Origin of the sequence: Cellulomonas fengjieae, from assembly GCF_018388465.1 — a bacterium.
In the GTDB taxonomy this organism is placed as follows: domain Bacteria; phylum Actinomycetota; class Actinomycetes; order Actinomycetales; family Cellulomonadaceae; genus Cellulomonas; species Cellulomonas fengjieae.
On sequence record NZ_CP074404.1, the window covers coordinates 2,763,815 to 2,778,829 of the forward strand.

Here is a 15,015-nt window from a genome sequence, read left to right on the forward strand (position 1 = left end):
GCCCCTTTCGTGCGCCTACGCGGCCTTGACGAAGGCGGTCACCGCGTCGGCCACCAGCTGGACGGCGATCGCGGCGAGCAGGAGCCCCGCGATGCGCGTGACCAGGATCGTCCCCGAGTCGCCCAGCACGCGGTTGACGACGTTGGCGAACCGCATGGCCAGGTACAGGGCCACGTGCACCGCGACCACGCCGAGCCCGATGGTGACCCAGTCGACGAGGGTCTTCTCGGACTGCTGGACGAACACCATGGTCGCCACGATGGCCCCGGGGCCCGCGAGCAGCGGGGTGCCCAGCGGCACCAGCGCGACGTTGACCTTGCCGTTCCCGGAGGGTTGCGGCTCCTCCATCTTGCCGGTCAGCAGCTCCATCGCGATCAGCAGCAGGAGCAGCCCGCCGGAGGCCTGCAGCGCGGGCAGCGTGATGTGCATGTAGTCGAGCAGCGACTGCCCGAACAGGGCGAACGCGACGATCACCCCGAGCGCGACGAGCACCGCCTGGCGCGCTGCCCGGTTGCGCTGCTGGCGCGTCATGGCGCCCGTGAGGCCGAGGAAGATCGGCACCACCCCGGGCGGGTCCATGATCACGAACAGGGTGATGAAGACCGACGCGAACAGATACGCGTCGAACACGTTACTCACGGCCGAACCACCTTCGTCATGCCTTGCTCCTCGATCGCCCCGAGTACCTCGGGCGCCGTGAGATTCTCTCCCAGCCGGTTGGCCTTCCCTGCACCGTGGTAGTCGCTGGACCCGGTGACGAACAGGCCGAGCCGGTCGGCGATCGCCGTGAGCCGTGCCCGCTGCTGCGGGGAGTGGTCGCGGTGGTGCACCTCGATGCCGGCCAGCCCGGCCGCCGCCAGGCGGTCGAACACCCGGTCCGGCACGATCCGGCCGCGCCCGTCCGCGCCGGGGTGCGCGAAGACGGGGACCCCGCCGGCAGCCCGGATCGCGCGCACGGCATCGGGTCCGTCGGGCGCGTAGTGCGGCACGTAGTAGGGCCCGCTGGAGGCCAGCAGGTGCGTGAACGCGGCGTCCCGGTCGGGCACGACGCCGCGCGCGACCAGGGCGTCGGCGATGTGCGGGCGGCCGACGACGACGGCGTCGCGGGAGTGCTCCAGCACGTCGTCCCAGGTGATCGGGTAGTCGGCGGCGAGCAGGTCGACGATGGCACGGGCGCGGCCCACGCGGGCCTCCCGGGTGCGGTCCAGCTCGGCGGTGAGAGCGGGATGCGTCGGGTCCTGCAGGTAGGACAGCAGGTGGATGCTGATGCCGCTGGAGCGGGCGGAGACCTCCGTCCCGCGGACCAGCGCGACGCCGTGCTCCCGTGCGGCGTCAGCCGCCTCGTCCCACCCCGCCGTCGTGTCGTGGTCCGTCAGGGCCACCACGTCCAGGCCGGCGGTCGCGGCGTCGAGGACGACCTGTGCCGGGGCATCCGTCCCGTCGGACGCCGTGGAGTGGGTATGCAGGTCGATGAGCACGACCTCACGCTATCCGCGCCCGAGCCACCCTCCGCACCGGCGGCTCGGCACCACGTCCGGCCGGGATGGGAAGATGGGTGCCATGAGCGAGGACCTGACTCCCGAGACCACCACCGCCCAGCCGCTCGCCGACCGGGGCAGCAACAGGTCGCAGCGTCCGCGCTCGGCGGAGTTCGTCCGGTTCATCACCTCCGGCTGGGGCGAGCGGCCGTCGTCGACCCTGGAGCGCAGCCCCGCCGCGGAGCACACGGCGGCCCGCCGGGCGGCGCTGTCCGCGAAGTTCCCCGGCGAGCGGCTCGTCGTTCCCGCCGGCACGTTGAAGGTCCGCTCGAACGACACCGACTTCCGCTTCCGTCCCCACTCGGCGTTCGCCCACCTCACCGGTCTGGGCGTCGAGCAGGAGCCGGACGCGGTGCTGGTCCTGCACCCGGTCGAGGACGGCACCGGGGACGACGGCAGCGGCCACCGGGCCGCGCTGTACATCCGTCCGCTGGCCGGCAGGGACACCGAGGAGTTCTTCTCCGACTCCCGCAGCGGCGAGTTCTGGGTCGGCGCGCGCCCCACGCTCGAGGACCTCGAGACGCTCACCGGGATCCGTACCCTGCACCTCGACGACCTGCCCGACGGGCTGGCCAAGGACGTCGGCGAGGGCGGCGTGCAGGTGCGGGTGGTGCCGGACGCGGACGAGGCGATCGAGGAGCTGGTGGAGCAGATCCGCGCCACCGAGGCGGCCGGGCAGCGCGACGACGTGCTGGCCGAGGCCCTCTCGGAGCTGCGGCTCGTGAAGGACGCCTACGAGCTCGAGCAGATGCGCCTCGCGGTCGCCACCACGATCGAGGGCTTCGAGAAGATCGTGCGCTCCCTTCCCGACGCGGTCGCGCACCGGCGCGGTGAGCGGGTGATCGAGGGCACGTTCCTCGGCCACGCCCGCCAGGAGGGCAACGCGGTCGGTTACGAGACCATCGCGGCCGCCGGCGAGCACGCGACGACGTTGCACTGGACGGACAACGACGGCCAGGTGCGCGCGGGCGAGCTGGTCCTCGTCGACGCCGGCGTCGAGGTCGACTCGCTGTACACCGCCGACCTCACACGCACCCTGCCGGTCGACGGGACGTTCACCGAGGTCCAGCGCCGCGTCTACCAGGCCGTCCTCGACGCCGCCGACGCCGGCTTCGCCGCAGCGGTGCCCGGGGCGCGGTTCCGCGACGTGCACAGCGCCGCCATGCAGGTCATCGCCGAGCGGCTGGCCGAGTGGGGTCTGCTGCCGGTGACCGCTGAGGAGTCGCTCCAGCCGGAGAACCAGCACCACCGCCGCTGGATGGTGCACGGCACCAGTCACCACCTCGGCCTCGACGTCCACGACTGCGCACAGGCCCGGGCCGAGCTCTACCTGGACGGCGTGCTGGAGCCCGGCATGGTGTTCACCATCGAGCCGGGTCTGTACTTCAAGTCGGACGACCTGCTCGTGCCGGCCGAGTACCGCGGCATCGGCGTGCGGATCGAGGACAACGTCCTCGTCACCGCGGACGGGAACGAGAACCTGTCGGCGGCGCTGCCGCGCGAGCCGGACGCCGTCGAGGCCTGGATGGCGGGGCTGCTCGGCCGCTGAGCCTGTCGCCCGCTCCTTCTGCCGACCCGTGTCGATCGGCTCGGCCCGCCCGCGTCACCCCCTGTGAGAGCACCATCCCCCACAGGAGGCAACCATGGACGGACCGCATCTGGCCCTACTGCTCTGGAAGCGCGAGATGAACAGCCTGTCACTCAGCGCACGGCCGGACGCGCCGCAGGTGGACCCGGCACCGACCTGGCGTGAGCGGCTCAGGGCCCGGTCGGCGGCCCGCTCGGCGGCGCGGCGTTCCCGGGCTGGTCGGCGGGCGGTCCGCTCGGCGGAGCGGGTGGTGCGGGCGGCCCGACGGGCGGCACCGACGGAGAGCCCCACGGCTGGGAGCTGGGAGCCTGCGGGTACGTGCCCGACGGGTCCGACGGGTTCGTCGTCGTGACGGGTGCGGCCGGACGGGCCGGCCAGCCGGACTGGACCCCACCGATCTCGCGCAGCAGCTCGCGGGCCTTGTGCGCCTGCTCCTGGCGGCACAGGACCGCGTAGGACGAGGCGACGATCTGGCTCGTCGACGTGAAGTCGCGCTTCCCCCGTGAGAACGAGTACGTCAGGACGGCGAACAGCAGGCCGAACGCGCCACCGATGAAGATCGCGGGCACGAGCGGGCTCTGCGTCCCGGGCGCGCTGAACAGGCTCAGGAGCAGGCCGACGAAGAGGCCGAACCAGGCGCCCGACAGGAACCCGCCCAGCGCCACCCGCGGGTAGGACAGCCGGCCGGTCACGCGCTCGACCATCTTCAGGTCGGTGCCCACGATCGTCACCAGCTGCACCGCGAACGCGCTGTCCGCCAGGTGGTCGACCGCCTTCTGCGCCTCGAGATAGGTGGCGTAGGACGCTACGACCTCTCCCTGAGGAGGCGTCGGGGTGCTCGGCGTGCGGGTGTTTCCGGAGAGCGACATGCCGCGATCCTCCCCCAGCGGGGGGTGGATCGCCAGGCCGACGACCGGGATCTCCCGCGCCCGGTCTAGGCTGACCGACGTGAGCAGCGTCGGTACCAGGGTGTTCGTCGCGCGCCTTGCCGGGACCAACGTGTTCGACCCCCTCGGTGACCAGGTGGGACGGGTGCGCGACGTCGTCGTGCTGGTGCGTCCCAAGGGCGCGCCCCGAGCGGTCGGGCTGGTCGTCGAGGTGGCCGCCCGGCGCCGGGTCTTCCTGCCGCTCACCCGCGTGACCGCGGTCGACTCCGGTCAGGTCATCTCGACCGGTCTGGTGAACATGCGCCGCTTCGAGCAGCGCACGTTCGAGACGCTCGTCGTGGGCGAGCTGCTGGACCGGACCGTCGAGTTCGTCGACGGCTCGGGCCCCGCCACCATCGAGGACGTGGCCATCGAGCTGCAGCGCAACGGCGACTGGGTGGTGTCCAAGCTCTTCGTCCGGCGCCAGACCCCCGGCCGCTCGAGCATCCTGCGCCGCCGCGGCGAGACGCTGCTCGTGTCGGTCGACGAGGTCACCGGGCTCGGTCAGGCGACCGCCGCCCAGGGTGCGGAGCTCCTGCTCGCGCAGTGGGAGGACCTCAAGCCGGCGGACCTCGCCGACGTCCTGCACGACCTCGGCCTGACCCGTCGCCTCGAGGTGGCCCGGGCGCTGGACAACGAGCGCCTGGCCGACGTGCTCGAGGAGCTGCCCGAGGACGACCAGGTGGGCATCCTGCAGGCGCTCGCGCTCACCCGTGCTGCCGACGTGCTCGAGGCGATGCAGCCCGACGACGCCGCCGACCTGCTGGGCGAGCTGCCCAAGGAGCAGGCCGCGGAGCTGCTCGAGCTCATGGAGCCGGAGGAGGCCAAGGGCGTGCGCCGCCTGCTGGCCTACGCGGACAACACCGCAGGTGGTCTGATGACCACCGAGCCGGTGATCCTGGGCCCCGAGACCCCGATCGCCGCCGCGCTCGCGCACGTGCGTCGCCAGGACCTGACCCCGGCGCTGGCGTCGATGGTGTTCGTCGCCCGGCCGCCGCTGGAGACCCCCACGGGCCGGTTCATCGGCGTCGTGCACCTGCAGCGGCTGCTGCGCGAGCCCCCGCACGAGGCGATCGGCTCGATCGTGGACACCGACATCGAGTCCATCCAGGTCGACGCGCCGCTGCTGTCCGTGACCCGCAACCTGGCGACGTACAACCTGCTCGCACTGCCCGTCGTCGACTCGGAACGGCGCCTGCTCGGGGTGGTCTCGGTGGACGACGTCCTCGACCACCTGCTGCCCGAGGACTGGCGCGAGACCGACGACGAAGGGAACTTCTCCGACGCCGACGAGCTCGGCATCCACCGTCCGGGGGTGGCCCGTGGCTGACCGCCTCGACACGCCGCTGGAGACCCGCCGGCGGTTCATCCGCCGGCCGCAGCTCGACGCGGACGCGTCCGGCAAGGTCTCCGAGAGCATCGCGCGGTTCCTGGGCACGCCGCGGTTCATCATCTACCTGACGCTGTTCTGCCTGGTCTGGATCGCGTGGAACGTCTGGGCACCCCCGGACGTGCGGTTCGACAAGTCCGCCAACGGCTTCACCGCCCTGACGCTCATGCTCTCCCTGCAGGCCTCGTACGCCGCGCCGCTCATCCTGCTCGCGCAGAACCGGCAGACGGACCGCGACCGGGTGCAGGCGGAGCAGGACCGCCAGCGCGCGGAGCGCAACCTGGCGGACACGGAGTTCCTGGCCCGTGAGATGGCTGCGCTGCGCATCGCGCTGTCCGAGGTGGCCACCCGCGACTTCGTCCGCTCCGAGCTGCGCAACATGCTCGAGGACCTGACGGTGGAGCGCGAGGCCGAGTCCGACAGAGGTCACGAGGGGTCCGACCGAGGACGGAAGGCCCCCCGGGGCTAGTCCGCTCGGCACCTACGATGGACCCCATGCCGGAGCCCACCGACCCCCTGCTCGACGCCCTCCGCGAGGCGCTCACGCACGTCCTCGACCCCGAGATCAAACGCCCGATCACGGAGCTCGGCATGGTCCGGTCGATCGAGGTGGCAGGGACGCGCGCGACGGTCGGCATCGACCTGACGACGCCGGGCTGCCCCCTCAAGGACACGCTCACGCGCGACGTCAGCGCCGCGGCCGCGACGGTCCCGGGCATCGCCGACGTCTCCGTGGTGTTCGGCGTGATGTCGGCCGAGCAGCGCACCGCGCTGCGGACGCTGCTGCGGGGCACGGACAGCGAGCCGGTCATCCCGTTCGCGCAGCCCGGCTCGCTGACCAAGGTGTTCGCGATCGCGTCGGGCAAGGGCGGCGTGGGCAAGTCGTCGGTCACCGCCAACCTCGCGGTCGCGATGGCCGCCGACGGCCTGAAGGTGGGCGTGGTCGACGCCGACATCTACGGGTTCTCCATCCCGCGCATGCTCGGCGTCACGCGCCAGCCCACCCGGGTGGACGACATGCTGCTGCCGCCCGAGGCGTTCGGCGTGCTCGTGGTCTCGATCGGCATGTTCGTCCCGCCCGGCCAGCCCGTCGTGTGGCGGGGACCGATGCTGCACCGCGCGCTCCAGCAGTTCCTCGCGGACGTGTTCTGGGGCGACCTGGACGTGCTCCTGCTCGACCTGCCGCCCGGCACCGGGGACATCGCGATCTCCGTGGCGCAGCTGCTTCCCGGCTCGGAGCTGGTCGTGGTGACGACGCCGCAGCTGGCCGCCGCGGAGGTGGCCGAGCGCGCCGGCTCCGTGGCCGTGCAGACGCGCCAGCACGTGGTCGGCGTCGTGGAGAACATGTCCTGGCTCGAGCAGCCGGACGGGTCGCGGCTCGAGCTGTTCGGCGCCGGCGGCGGTCAGACCGTCGCCGACAACCTCTCCCGGATCACCGGTGGCGAGGTGCCGCTGCTCGGGCAGGTGCCGCTGGACGTGCGGCTGCGGGAGGCGGGTGACGCGGGAACCCCGGTGGTCCTGAGCGCGCCGGAGTCCCCCGCTGCGCAGGCCCTGGTCGGCGTGGCCCGGTCGCTGACCGCCCGCCGCCGCGGCCTGGCCGGCCGTTCCCTGGGCCTCACCCCGGCCGGCCGGTAGCCGGGCAGCCCCGACTCACCCGTCGGCAGGTGGCCGACCGGCGCCAGCCGGCCCGCCGCAGCCGGCCGCGCGTATCCGATCCGGCCGCTCCTGGTGCACCTGGTACGGGAGTGGCCCCTGGGGCGGCCCGGCAGTCCCGCCTGTCCCATCCGCCACAAGCGCGGCTCCATCGGACAGGTGCGACGGTCCCGTAGACGGCAGCCACGCCCACCACGTGTGTGAGCCTGTTGGATTGTGTGCGAGCATGTTCACATGCTTGCGTCGCAGCGTCAGGAGCGGATCCTCGCCGCCGTGCGCGCCGAGGGAGCCGCTCGCGTGGCCGACCTGGTGGAGAGCCTCGACGTCTCGGACATGACCGTCCGGCGCGACATCGCCGAGCTCGCTCGCGCCGGGCTGGTCCGGCGCGTGCACGGCGGCGCCGTCGCGCCCACCGTCGGGGGCCGACCCACCGACGAGCCGGGCTTCGAGGCCAAGCGCTCGCTCGCCGGTCCGCAGAAGGCCGCCATCGCCCGGGCCGCGCTGGCCACGATCCAGCCGGGTCAGGCGATCGCGCTGTCCGCGGGGACGACGACGTACCTGCTGGCGGAGCTGCTCGCGGGCTCCGGCGTCGAAGGGCTCACGATCGTCACGAACGGGCTGCGCATCGCCGACGCGCTCCAGGACGTGGCCGGCATCGAGGTGATCCTCACCGGCGGGGTGCGCACGCCGTCGGACGCGCTCGTCGGGCCCGTCGCCGACGCGACGCTGGCCAACCTGCGCGTCGACCGCACCTACCTCGGCGTGCACGGGCTCGATGCCAGCGGACTCACCACCCCCAACCTCGCGGAGGCCGCCACGGACCGCGCGCTCATGGCGTGCGCGGCCGCGACCACCGTCCTGGCCGACCACACCAAGTGGGGCCTCGTCGGCCTGGCCCGCATCGCCCCGCTGGAGGACGTCGACACCCTGCTCACCGACGACGGCCTGCCCCCCGACGCCCGACGACACCTGACCGCGACCACCCTGGTCACGGTCGCCACCGATGGAGCCACCCTGTGAACGTCCGCATCACCCCGACCACGCTCGCGGATGGTCGCGAGCTCATCTACTTCGACGACTCCGAGCCGTACGTGTCCGGCGGCGCGACGCGCACGCTGGTCGATGCCCGCCCGCTGCCGGACAGGTTCGCGCCCGTGCCCGGCCCGGACGGCGTGGCGCAGCCGGTCACCGGCCCGGAGCTGCGGCGCGACCCGCTGACCGGCGAGTGGATCCCGATGGCTGCCCACCGGATGAACCGCACGTTCCTGCCCCCGGCGGACGCCAACCCCCTGGCGCCCGCCAAGCCCGGAGCGGTGTACCAGGACGGCGAGATCCCGGCCGAGGACTACGACGTCGTCGTGTTCGAGAACCGGTTCCCCTCCCTGCTGGCGATCCCCGGGGTCCCGGACGCGCCCGTGCAGCGCGACGGCGAGCCGCTGTGGACGGTGCGGCCGGCCGCGGGTCGGTGCGAGGTCATCTGCTTCTCGTCGGACTCCAGCGCGTCGCTGAGCACGGTCTCCCCGAAGCGGATGCGCACGATCGTGGAGGCGTGGACGCAGCGGACCGAGGCGCTCAGCGCCCTGCCCGGCATCGAGCAGGTCTTCGTGTTCGAGAACCGCGGCAAGGAGATCGGCGTCACGCTGCACCACCCCCACGGCCAGATCTACGCGTTCCCGTACATCACGCCGAAGACGACCGCGATGCTGGCGCAGGCGCGCGCCCACCGCGAGCGCACCGGACGCCTGCTGGGCCGAGACGTCCTGGACGCCGAGCTGGCGCACGGCGAGCGCATCGTCCTGGAGTCGGAGCACTGGGTGGCCTACGTGCCGTTCGCCGCGCGCTGGCCCGTCGAGGTGCACCTGGCGCCGCGCCGCGACGTGCCCGACCTGCCGGCGCTGACCGACGCGGAGCGCGACGACCTGTCGAGCGTGTACCTGACGCTGCTGCAGCGGCTGGACCGGTTCTTCGTCGGACCCGACGGCGAGCCCATCCCGCTGCCGTACATCTCCGGCTGGCACCAGGCCCCGACCCGCGAGGGCCGGGACGACTCGCGCCTGCACCTGCAGCTGTTCTCGGTGCTGCGCGCGCCGGGCAAGCTCAAGTACCTGGCGGGCGTCGAGTCCGGCATGGGCGCCTGGATCAGCGACACCACCCCCGAGCGCATCGCGACCCGACTGCAGGAGCTGGCATGAGCATCGACTGGCTCGAGGACTGGGCACCCACCGACGGCGCGGAGCGCGCCGCGAGCGTGTTCCGGACCCGGTTCGACACCGAGCCCGAGGGCACCTGGTCGGCCCCGGGCCGCGTGAACCTCATCGGTGAGCACACGGACTACAACGGCGGCCTCTGCCTGCCGATCGCGCTCCCCCACCGCACCTACGCGGCGGTCCGCCGCCGCGACGACGACCTGGTGCGCCTGGTCTCCGCACAGGAGCCGACCGGGCTGCGCACCCTCGACCTCGCCGACGTCGCGCCCGGCGCGGTCGACGGCTGGGTGGGCTACGTGGTCGGTGTCGCCTGGGCGCTCCGGCAGGCCGGGCACGCCATCGGCGGGTTCGACGTCGCGATCGACTCGTGCGTGCCGTACGGCGCTGGCCTCTCGTCGTCGGCCGCGCTGGAGGCCTCGGTCGCGGTGGCGCTCGACGCGGTCTTCGGCCTGGGCCTCGAGGGGTCCGACGAGGGCCGCACGACGCTGGCCGCCCTCTGCGTGCGCGCCGAGAACGAGATCGCGGGGGCGCCCACCGGTGGCATGGACCAGGCCGCGGCCCTGCGCGCCCGCGAGGGGGACGCGCTCCTGCTCGACTGCCTCGACGGGTCGGTCCGGCACGTGCCGTTCGATCTCGCGGCGCACGACCTGGCCCTCCTCGTCGTCGACACCCGCGCCGAGCACGCTCTGGTGGACGGCCAGTACGCGGCGCGTCGGGCGGCGTGCGAGGCGGCTGCCGCCACCCTGGGCGTCGAGACGCTCCGGGAGATCAACAGCGACCCCCGCGGGCTGGAGTGGGCGCTCGACAAGCTCGACGACGAGGACCAGGTGCGACGGGTCCGGCACGTCGTGACGGAGATCGACCGGGTCACCTGGTTCGTCGCGTTGCTCGACGCGGGCGAGGTCAGCCTGATCGGGACGCTCATGAACCAGTCGCACGCCTCCCTGCGCGACGACTACGAGGTGTCCTGCCGCGAGCTCGACCTGGTGGTCGACACGGCGCGCGCGGCCGGTGCGCTCGGTGCGCGGATGACCGGTGGCGGGTTCGGCGGGTCGGCGATCGCGCTGGTCGCCGCGGACGAGGTGGACCGCGTGGCGCACGCCGTCGCGGACGCGTTCGCCGACGCCGGCCTGCGCGCCCCGGGCTTCCTGGTGGCGACGGCGTCGGCCCCCGCAAGCTGAGCCGGCCAGTCCCGGCGCCCGCGAGATCGTGGGTTCGGCGCGAGATCGTGGCTGCGCATGCACGAGCTCGTGCCGAACCCACGATCTCGACACGCGGGCTCACGTGTGCCCGGTAGTGCACATCGCGCAGTAGTGTTCGGCGCACGGTAACGCGGTGCCCGCGCGAGCAGATCATCCTCACGACGGATCCCCTGCTCACGGCGGCGCCGATACGTTCCCGGAACACCTGCCGCATCGACACGAGGAGCCCGACCGTGGGGGTCACCCGCCGGATCATCTTCCCGACCATCCGCCTGATCCTGTGGGCGATCATCGCGGCCGCCCTGGTGAAGATCGCCTTCGCCGGTGCGGACGTGAGCACCGTCGACACCTCGCTCCAACCCACGGGCGCGGTCATGGAGCCGACCGTCGAGGTGGCCACCGGCACCGTGACCAACGCCGTGAGCGTGCAGGCGTCGGTCGTCGCCGACCCCGCGGTCGTCGTGCGGGCGACCCTGGCCGGCACGGTGTCCAAGCTGCTCGTCGGGAACGGCGCGGCCGTGGCCGCCGGCACCCCCATCCTGACCATCCGCCAGGAGACGCCGCAGGACCCGGTCGTGAAGACCGACCCCGAGACCGGTGAGGTGACGACGACCGAGCGCAAGCCCAAGGTGGTCGTCGAGACCGTCACGGCACCAATCGCCGGCACGCTCACCCTCCCCACCCTCAAGGATCAGGTGGTGGCCGTGGGCGACGAGATCGGCAAGGTCGCCCCGGGCACGCTGTCGGTCACCGGGACGCTGACGCCCGACCAGCAGTACCGACTCGTCGGCGCCCCGACCCAGGCCAGCGTCACCCTCAACGGCGGGCCCGCCCCGTTCGAGTGCACCAACCTGCGGGTCGGCGCGGCTCCGAGCGCCGGCTCCGACGCGGACGAGACCGCCGCGGCGAGTGCGTCCGGCATCATCACCTGCGCCATCCCGGCCGAGGTCACCGCGTTCCCGGGGCTGGGCGCGACGATCGAGATCACCAACGGCTCCGCCGCCGACGCCGTGGTCGTCCCGATCACGGCCGTGCAGGGCACCGTGCAGAAGGGCAACGTCTGGGTGGTCGCCGCGGACGGGACCAACGAGAAGCGCGCGGTGGGCCTCGGGCTCACGGACGGCCAGCACGTGCAGATCACCGAGGGCCTCGCGGCGGGTGACACCGTGCTGGAGTTCATCCCGGTGCCCGGCGGTACGGGAAGACCCGTGGACTGCGACGTCGACTACGACCCGGCTGCGTGCGGCGGATGAGCCTCCTCGAGCTGACCGACGTCACCCGCTCGGTCCGGCTGCCCGACGACCGCCTGCTGCACATCCTGCAGGGCGTGACCGTCGCGGTGGACGCCGGCGAGCACGTCGCCATCGTGGGCCGCTCCGGCACCGGGAAGTCGACGCTGCTCAACATCCTCGGCCTGCTCGACGCGCCGACGACCGGGCAGTACCTGCTGGAGGGTGTGCCCATCGGCACCCTCTCGAACGGCGCGCGCACCAAGCGGCGCGGCCGGGACTTCGGCTTCGTGTTCCAGCAGTTCAACCTGCTGCCGGGCCGCACCGCCCTGGAGAACGTGGCCGCTCCCCTGCTCTACGCCAGCGGCCGGCAGTTCTGGTCCCGCACCCGGCTCGCCGCGCAGATGCTGGAGCGCGTCGGGCTGGGCGACCGCTTGGACACGATGCCCGAGAAGCTGTCGGGCGGCGAGCAGCAGCGCGTGGCGATCGCCCGCGCGCTCGTGCGCGGTCCTCGGGTGATCCTCGCCGACGAGCCCACCGGGGCGCTCGACGTGGAGACCGGCGGCGAGGTCATGGACCTGCTCGACGAGATCGCGTCCCAGACCGGCGCCGCCCTGGTCACGATCACGCACGACCTGGCCGTCGCGGCCCGCGCGGAGCGGCAGTACCGCCTCGCCGAGGGGGTCCTCCTGCCGATCTCGCTGGACACCACGTCCGAGTGGGTGGGCGACGTGCCGCTCGTGGCCGACCGCTCGTCGCACACCGAACGCCGGTTGCCGGACGCGGAGGTCCGCGCGTGACCGGGGTGGTCGGTGCGATCGTCGAGGCCTGGGGCGAGCTGCGCATCCACCGGCTGCGCGTCCTGCTGGCGCTCATCGGCGTGGCCTGCGCGGTCGCTGCCATCACGGGCGTCACGGCGCTCGTCTCCATGCTCAACCAGTCCTTCAAGGAGCAGACCGAGCGCCAGGCGGGCCGGAGCATCACGCTCAACGTCGGCGCCTGGCCCCAGACCCCGGACGCGGTCGCGCCGACGGGCTGGGACGAGGAGTTCGAGCGCGTGCTGGAGCGCTACGACATCACCTATGCCAGCCGCGACGAGTGGACCCAGGCGCTGTTCCGCTTCCCCGACGGCACCCGGACGACCGAGGTGCGGGCGGTCGATGCGGACCACGGCACCATCAACCGCGTGGTGCCCGAGCAGGGCCGCTGGTTCACCGACGCGGACGACGACGCCCTGGCACCGACACTCGTCGTCAACCAGGCGTTCCTCGAGGCGCTCGGACTGGCGGACCTGTCCTCGCACCCCACGGTCCAGCTGGGCGATCGCGCCCCGGTCACGGCGTCGGTGATCGGCGTCGTGCGCAACGAGTGGGTCGACGCGGAGCCGTCCGCCTTCGTGCTGTACGAGCAGCTCCACCGCTGGATCGGCCCCGACGGGTCGGGCGCGCAGGCCGGCGGGTCCGGCGACGCCTCGGCGGGGATGCCCGCCCAGGTCCCCTCGATGCGGCTGTGGGTTCCCGCCGACCAGTCGCAGGCGATCGCGGCGAGCATCGAGCGGGACCTGGTGGCCGCCCTCCCGGGCTGGGAGGTGGGCGTGTCCGACAACAACTACGGCGACCAGTCGCTCGACGGTGCCACGAAGTGGGTCGGGATCGGGGTCGGAGGGTTCGCGCTGCTGCTCGGCGGCCTCGGCCTGGTCAACATCGCGCTGGTGACCGTGCGGTACCGGATCCGTGAGATCGGCATCCGGCGGTCGTTCGGCGCCACGTCGGGACGGGTGTTCTTCGGGGTGCTGCTCGAGTCCGTGGTGGCCACGGTGGTCGCGGGGCTGGTGGGCGTGGTGCTGGCGGTCGCGATCATCAAGAACGTCCCGATCGAGCGGATGTTCGGCAGCGGGATCCAGGACATGCCGCCCTTCCCCGTCAGCGCGGCCCTGGTCGGGATGGCCGCCGCCGTGGGCGTGGGCGCCCTCGCCGGGCTGATCCCCGCGACGTTCGCCGTGCGGGTCAAGGTGATCGACGCCATCCGCTACTGAAGGATGACCGCCCGCGACGGTTCTACACCTTGCGGTGGATGTGCCCGGGGGGACGGCTTCCCTAGCCTCGGGGCGTGCCGTTGGCGCAGCAACCGCGAGCGCCGGGTATCCGCGGAGGGGCGGATACCCGGCGCTCGTCTCGCGGTTCCGTCCGAAACGTGGTACATGCCGCCGCGCCGAGCGCTATGTTTCGTCGGCACCAGTGAGCAGGACCATGACTCCAGCGCGCCGAAGGGGCCCGACATCATGAGAACCACGCCGGTCGTCACAGCGATCACCAGCGGGGCCGTCGCCCTGGCGCTGCTCTCCGGCTGCGGCGCCGGCGGGGGCGAGGGCCCGTCGGACGACGCCACGCTCACCTACCGGGACAGCCCGCTCACCAAGTACTGGGAGGCGATGGGCGGGTCCCAGGACGAGTCCGCCGCGGACGCACAGGCGGCCCGGTCCGAGGAGATCGTCGCCGCCTGCATGCAGGACGAGGGCTTCGAGTACACGCCGCAGGACACGTCGGGGATGAACCGGAGCCTCGAGGGGGGCGACGGCGACATGCCCGCGTGGGACACCCTCGAGTTCGCCCAGCAGTACGGGTACGGGGCCACGACGTGGGAGGACCTGCCCGTCAACGAGGGCGCCGACGAGTACGTGGACGCGAACGCCGACTATGTCGCCTCCATGAGCGAGAGCGAGCAGGAGGCCTTCTACGCCGCTCTCTACGGTGCGCAGGTCGTGTCCGAGGAGCCGATCGACGCCGAGGCCGAGCTCCCGGAGTACGACTGGACGACGGGCGGCTGCCAGGGCAAGGCGCAGCACGAGGTGTACGAGGGCAGCCAGATCTGGGACGACCCGGAGTTCAAGGACCTGGCGGACGAGATGTCCACCCTCTACACGGACTCGCAGACGGACGAGCGCATGGTCGAGGCCCACGCGGAGTGGGCGAAGTGCATGGCGGACGAGGGGTACGACTTCGCCAACCCGCAGGAGGCCCAGCAGAGCATCTTCGACCTGATGGAGGCGATCCCGTACGACGAGGAGACCGGGATGCAGGACGAGGCGGCGCTCGACGAGATCACCGAGCAGGAGCTCGCCACCGCCACCGCCGACCGGATCTGCCAGGACAGCACCCGTGCGGGCCAGGCCGCGCTCGAGGCGCAGTTCGCGATCGAGCAGGAGTTCATCGACGCCAACAAGGAGCGACTCGACGCGATGGTCGAGAAGGCGGCGCAGGCGTCCGAGTGAGCGCCTCGACG

14 protein-coding genes are annotated in these 15,015 nt (G+C 72.8%); 11 read left to right on the top strand and 3 right to left on the bottom strand.

The window, feature by feature from the left end; genetic code table 11:
• Positions 1-15 precede the first annotated feature (15 nt).
• Both KG102_RS12660 and KG102_RS12665 read right to left on the bottom strand, forming a co-directional pair.
• Complete coding sequence (locus tag KG102_RS12660) at positions 16-639, bottom strand: MarC family protein (RefSeq protein ID WP_208211933.1); 624 nt, start codon at positions 637-639, stop codon at positions 16-18.
• Entirely contained in the window at positions 636-1,478 is an 843-nt protein-coding gene (locus tag KG102_RS12665; RefSeq protein WP_208211935.1) for a PHP domain-containing protein, read from the bottom strand. The genes KG102_RS12660 and KG102_RS12665 overlap by 4 nt, the downstream gene beginning before the upstream one ends.
• Positions 1,479-1,560: 82 nt before the next feature.
• On the opposite strand from KG102_RS12665, the gene KG102_RS12670 reads away from it, so the two are divergent.
• Positions 1,561-3,087 carry an aminopeptidase P family protein gene (locus tag KG102_RS12670; RefSeq protein WP_208288519.1) on the top strand — a complete coding sequence of 509 codons (1,527 nt, stop codon included), beginning with the start codon at positions 1,561-1,563 and terminating at the stop codon, positions 3,085-3,087.
• A 209-nt stretch (positions 3,088-3,296) separates the two neighbouring features.
• Here KG102_RS12670 and KG102_RS12675 read toward each other — a convergent pair whose 3' ends face one another.
• A complete protein-coding gene (locus KG102_RS12675) occupies positions 3,297-3,995 on the bottom strand; it encodes a general stress protein (protein WP_208211938.1) in 699 nt (232 codons plus the stop codon).
• 79 nt (positions 3,996-4,074) lie between these two features.
• On the opposite strand from KG102_RS12675, the gene KG102_RS12680 reads away from it, so the two are divergent.
• The 10 genes from KG102_RS12680 (at position 4,075) to KG102_RS12725 (ending at position 15,004) form a co-directional block, all read left to right on the top strand.
• Entirely contained in the window at positions 4,075-5,382 is a 1,308-nt protein-coding gene (locus tag KG102_RS12680) for a magnesium transporter MgtE N-terminal domain-containing protein (RefSeq protein ID WP_208211940.1), read from the top strand.
• A complete protein-coding gene (locus KG102_RS12685) occupies positions 5,375-5,911 on the top strand; it encodes a DUF1003 domain-containing protein (RefSeq protein WP_208211942.1) in 537 nt (178 codons plus the stop codon). Before KG102_RS12680 ends, KG102_RS12685 begins: the two co-directional genes overlap by 8 nt.
• A 26-nt stretch (positions 5,912-5,937) precedes the next feature.
• Complete coding sequence (locus KG102_RS12690; RefSeq protein ID WP_208211944.1) at positions 5,938-7,077, top strand: Mrp/NBP35 family ATP-binding protein; 1,140 nt, start codon at positions 5,938-5,940, stop codon at positions 7,075-7,077.
• Positions 7,078-7,329: 252 nt separating this feature from the next.
• A complete protein-coding gene (locus KG102_RS12695) occupies positions 7,330-8,115 on the top strand; it encodes a DeoR/GlpR family DNA-binding transcription regulator (RefSeq protein ID WP_208211946.1) in 786 nt (261 codons plus the stop codon).
• Positions 8,112-9,287, top strand: coding sequence for a galactose-1-phosphate uridylyltransferase (gene galT / locus KG102_RS12700; protein ID WP_208211948.1), 1,176 nt, complete (start codon positions 8,112-8,114; stop codon positions 9,285-9,287). The genes KG102_RS12695 and galT overlap by 4 nt, the downstream gene beginning before the upstream one ends.
• Positions 9,284-10,483: a galactokinase gene (gene galK / locus KG102_RS12705; protein ID WP_208288518.1), complete on the top strand. Its 1,200-nt coding sequence runs from the start codon at positions 9,284-9,286 to the stop codon at positions 10,481-10,483. Before galT ends, galK begins: the two co-directional genes overlap by 4 nt.
• Before the next feature lie 254 nt (positions 10,484-10,737).
• Complete coding sequence (locus tag KG102_RS12710) at positions 10,738-11,757, top strand: efflux RND transporter periplasmic adaptor subunit (RefSeq protein WP_208288517.1); 1,020 nt, start codon at positions 10,738-10,740, stop codon at positions 11,755-11,757.
• Positions 11,754-12,533 carry an ABC transporter ATP-binding protein gene (locus tag KG102_RS12715; RefSeq protein ID WP_208211954.1) on the top strand — a complete coding sequence of 260 codons (780 nt, stop codon included), beginning with the start codon at positions 11,754-11,756 and terminating at the stop codon, positions 12,531-12,533. Before KG102_RS12710 ends, KG102_RS12715 begins: the two co-directional genes overlap by 4 nt.
• A complete protein-coding gene (locus KG102_RS12720) occupies positions 12,530-13,768 on the top strand; it encodes an ABC transporter permease (protein ID WP_208211956.1) in 1,239 nt (412 codons plus the stop codon). Before KG102_RS12715 ends, KG102_RS12720 begins: the two co-directional genes overlap by 4 nt.
• Positions 13,769-14,014: 246 nt before the next feature.
• Complete coding sequence (locus KG102_RS12725; RefSeq protein WP_208288516.1) at positions 14,015-15,004, top strand: hypothetical protein; 990 nt, start codon at positions 14,015-14,017, stop codon at positions 15,002-15,004.
• Positions 15,005-15,015: the final 11 nt, after the last annotated feature.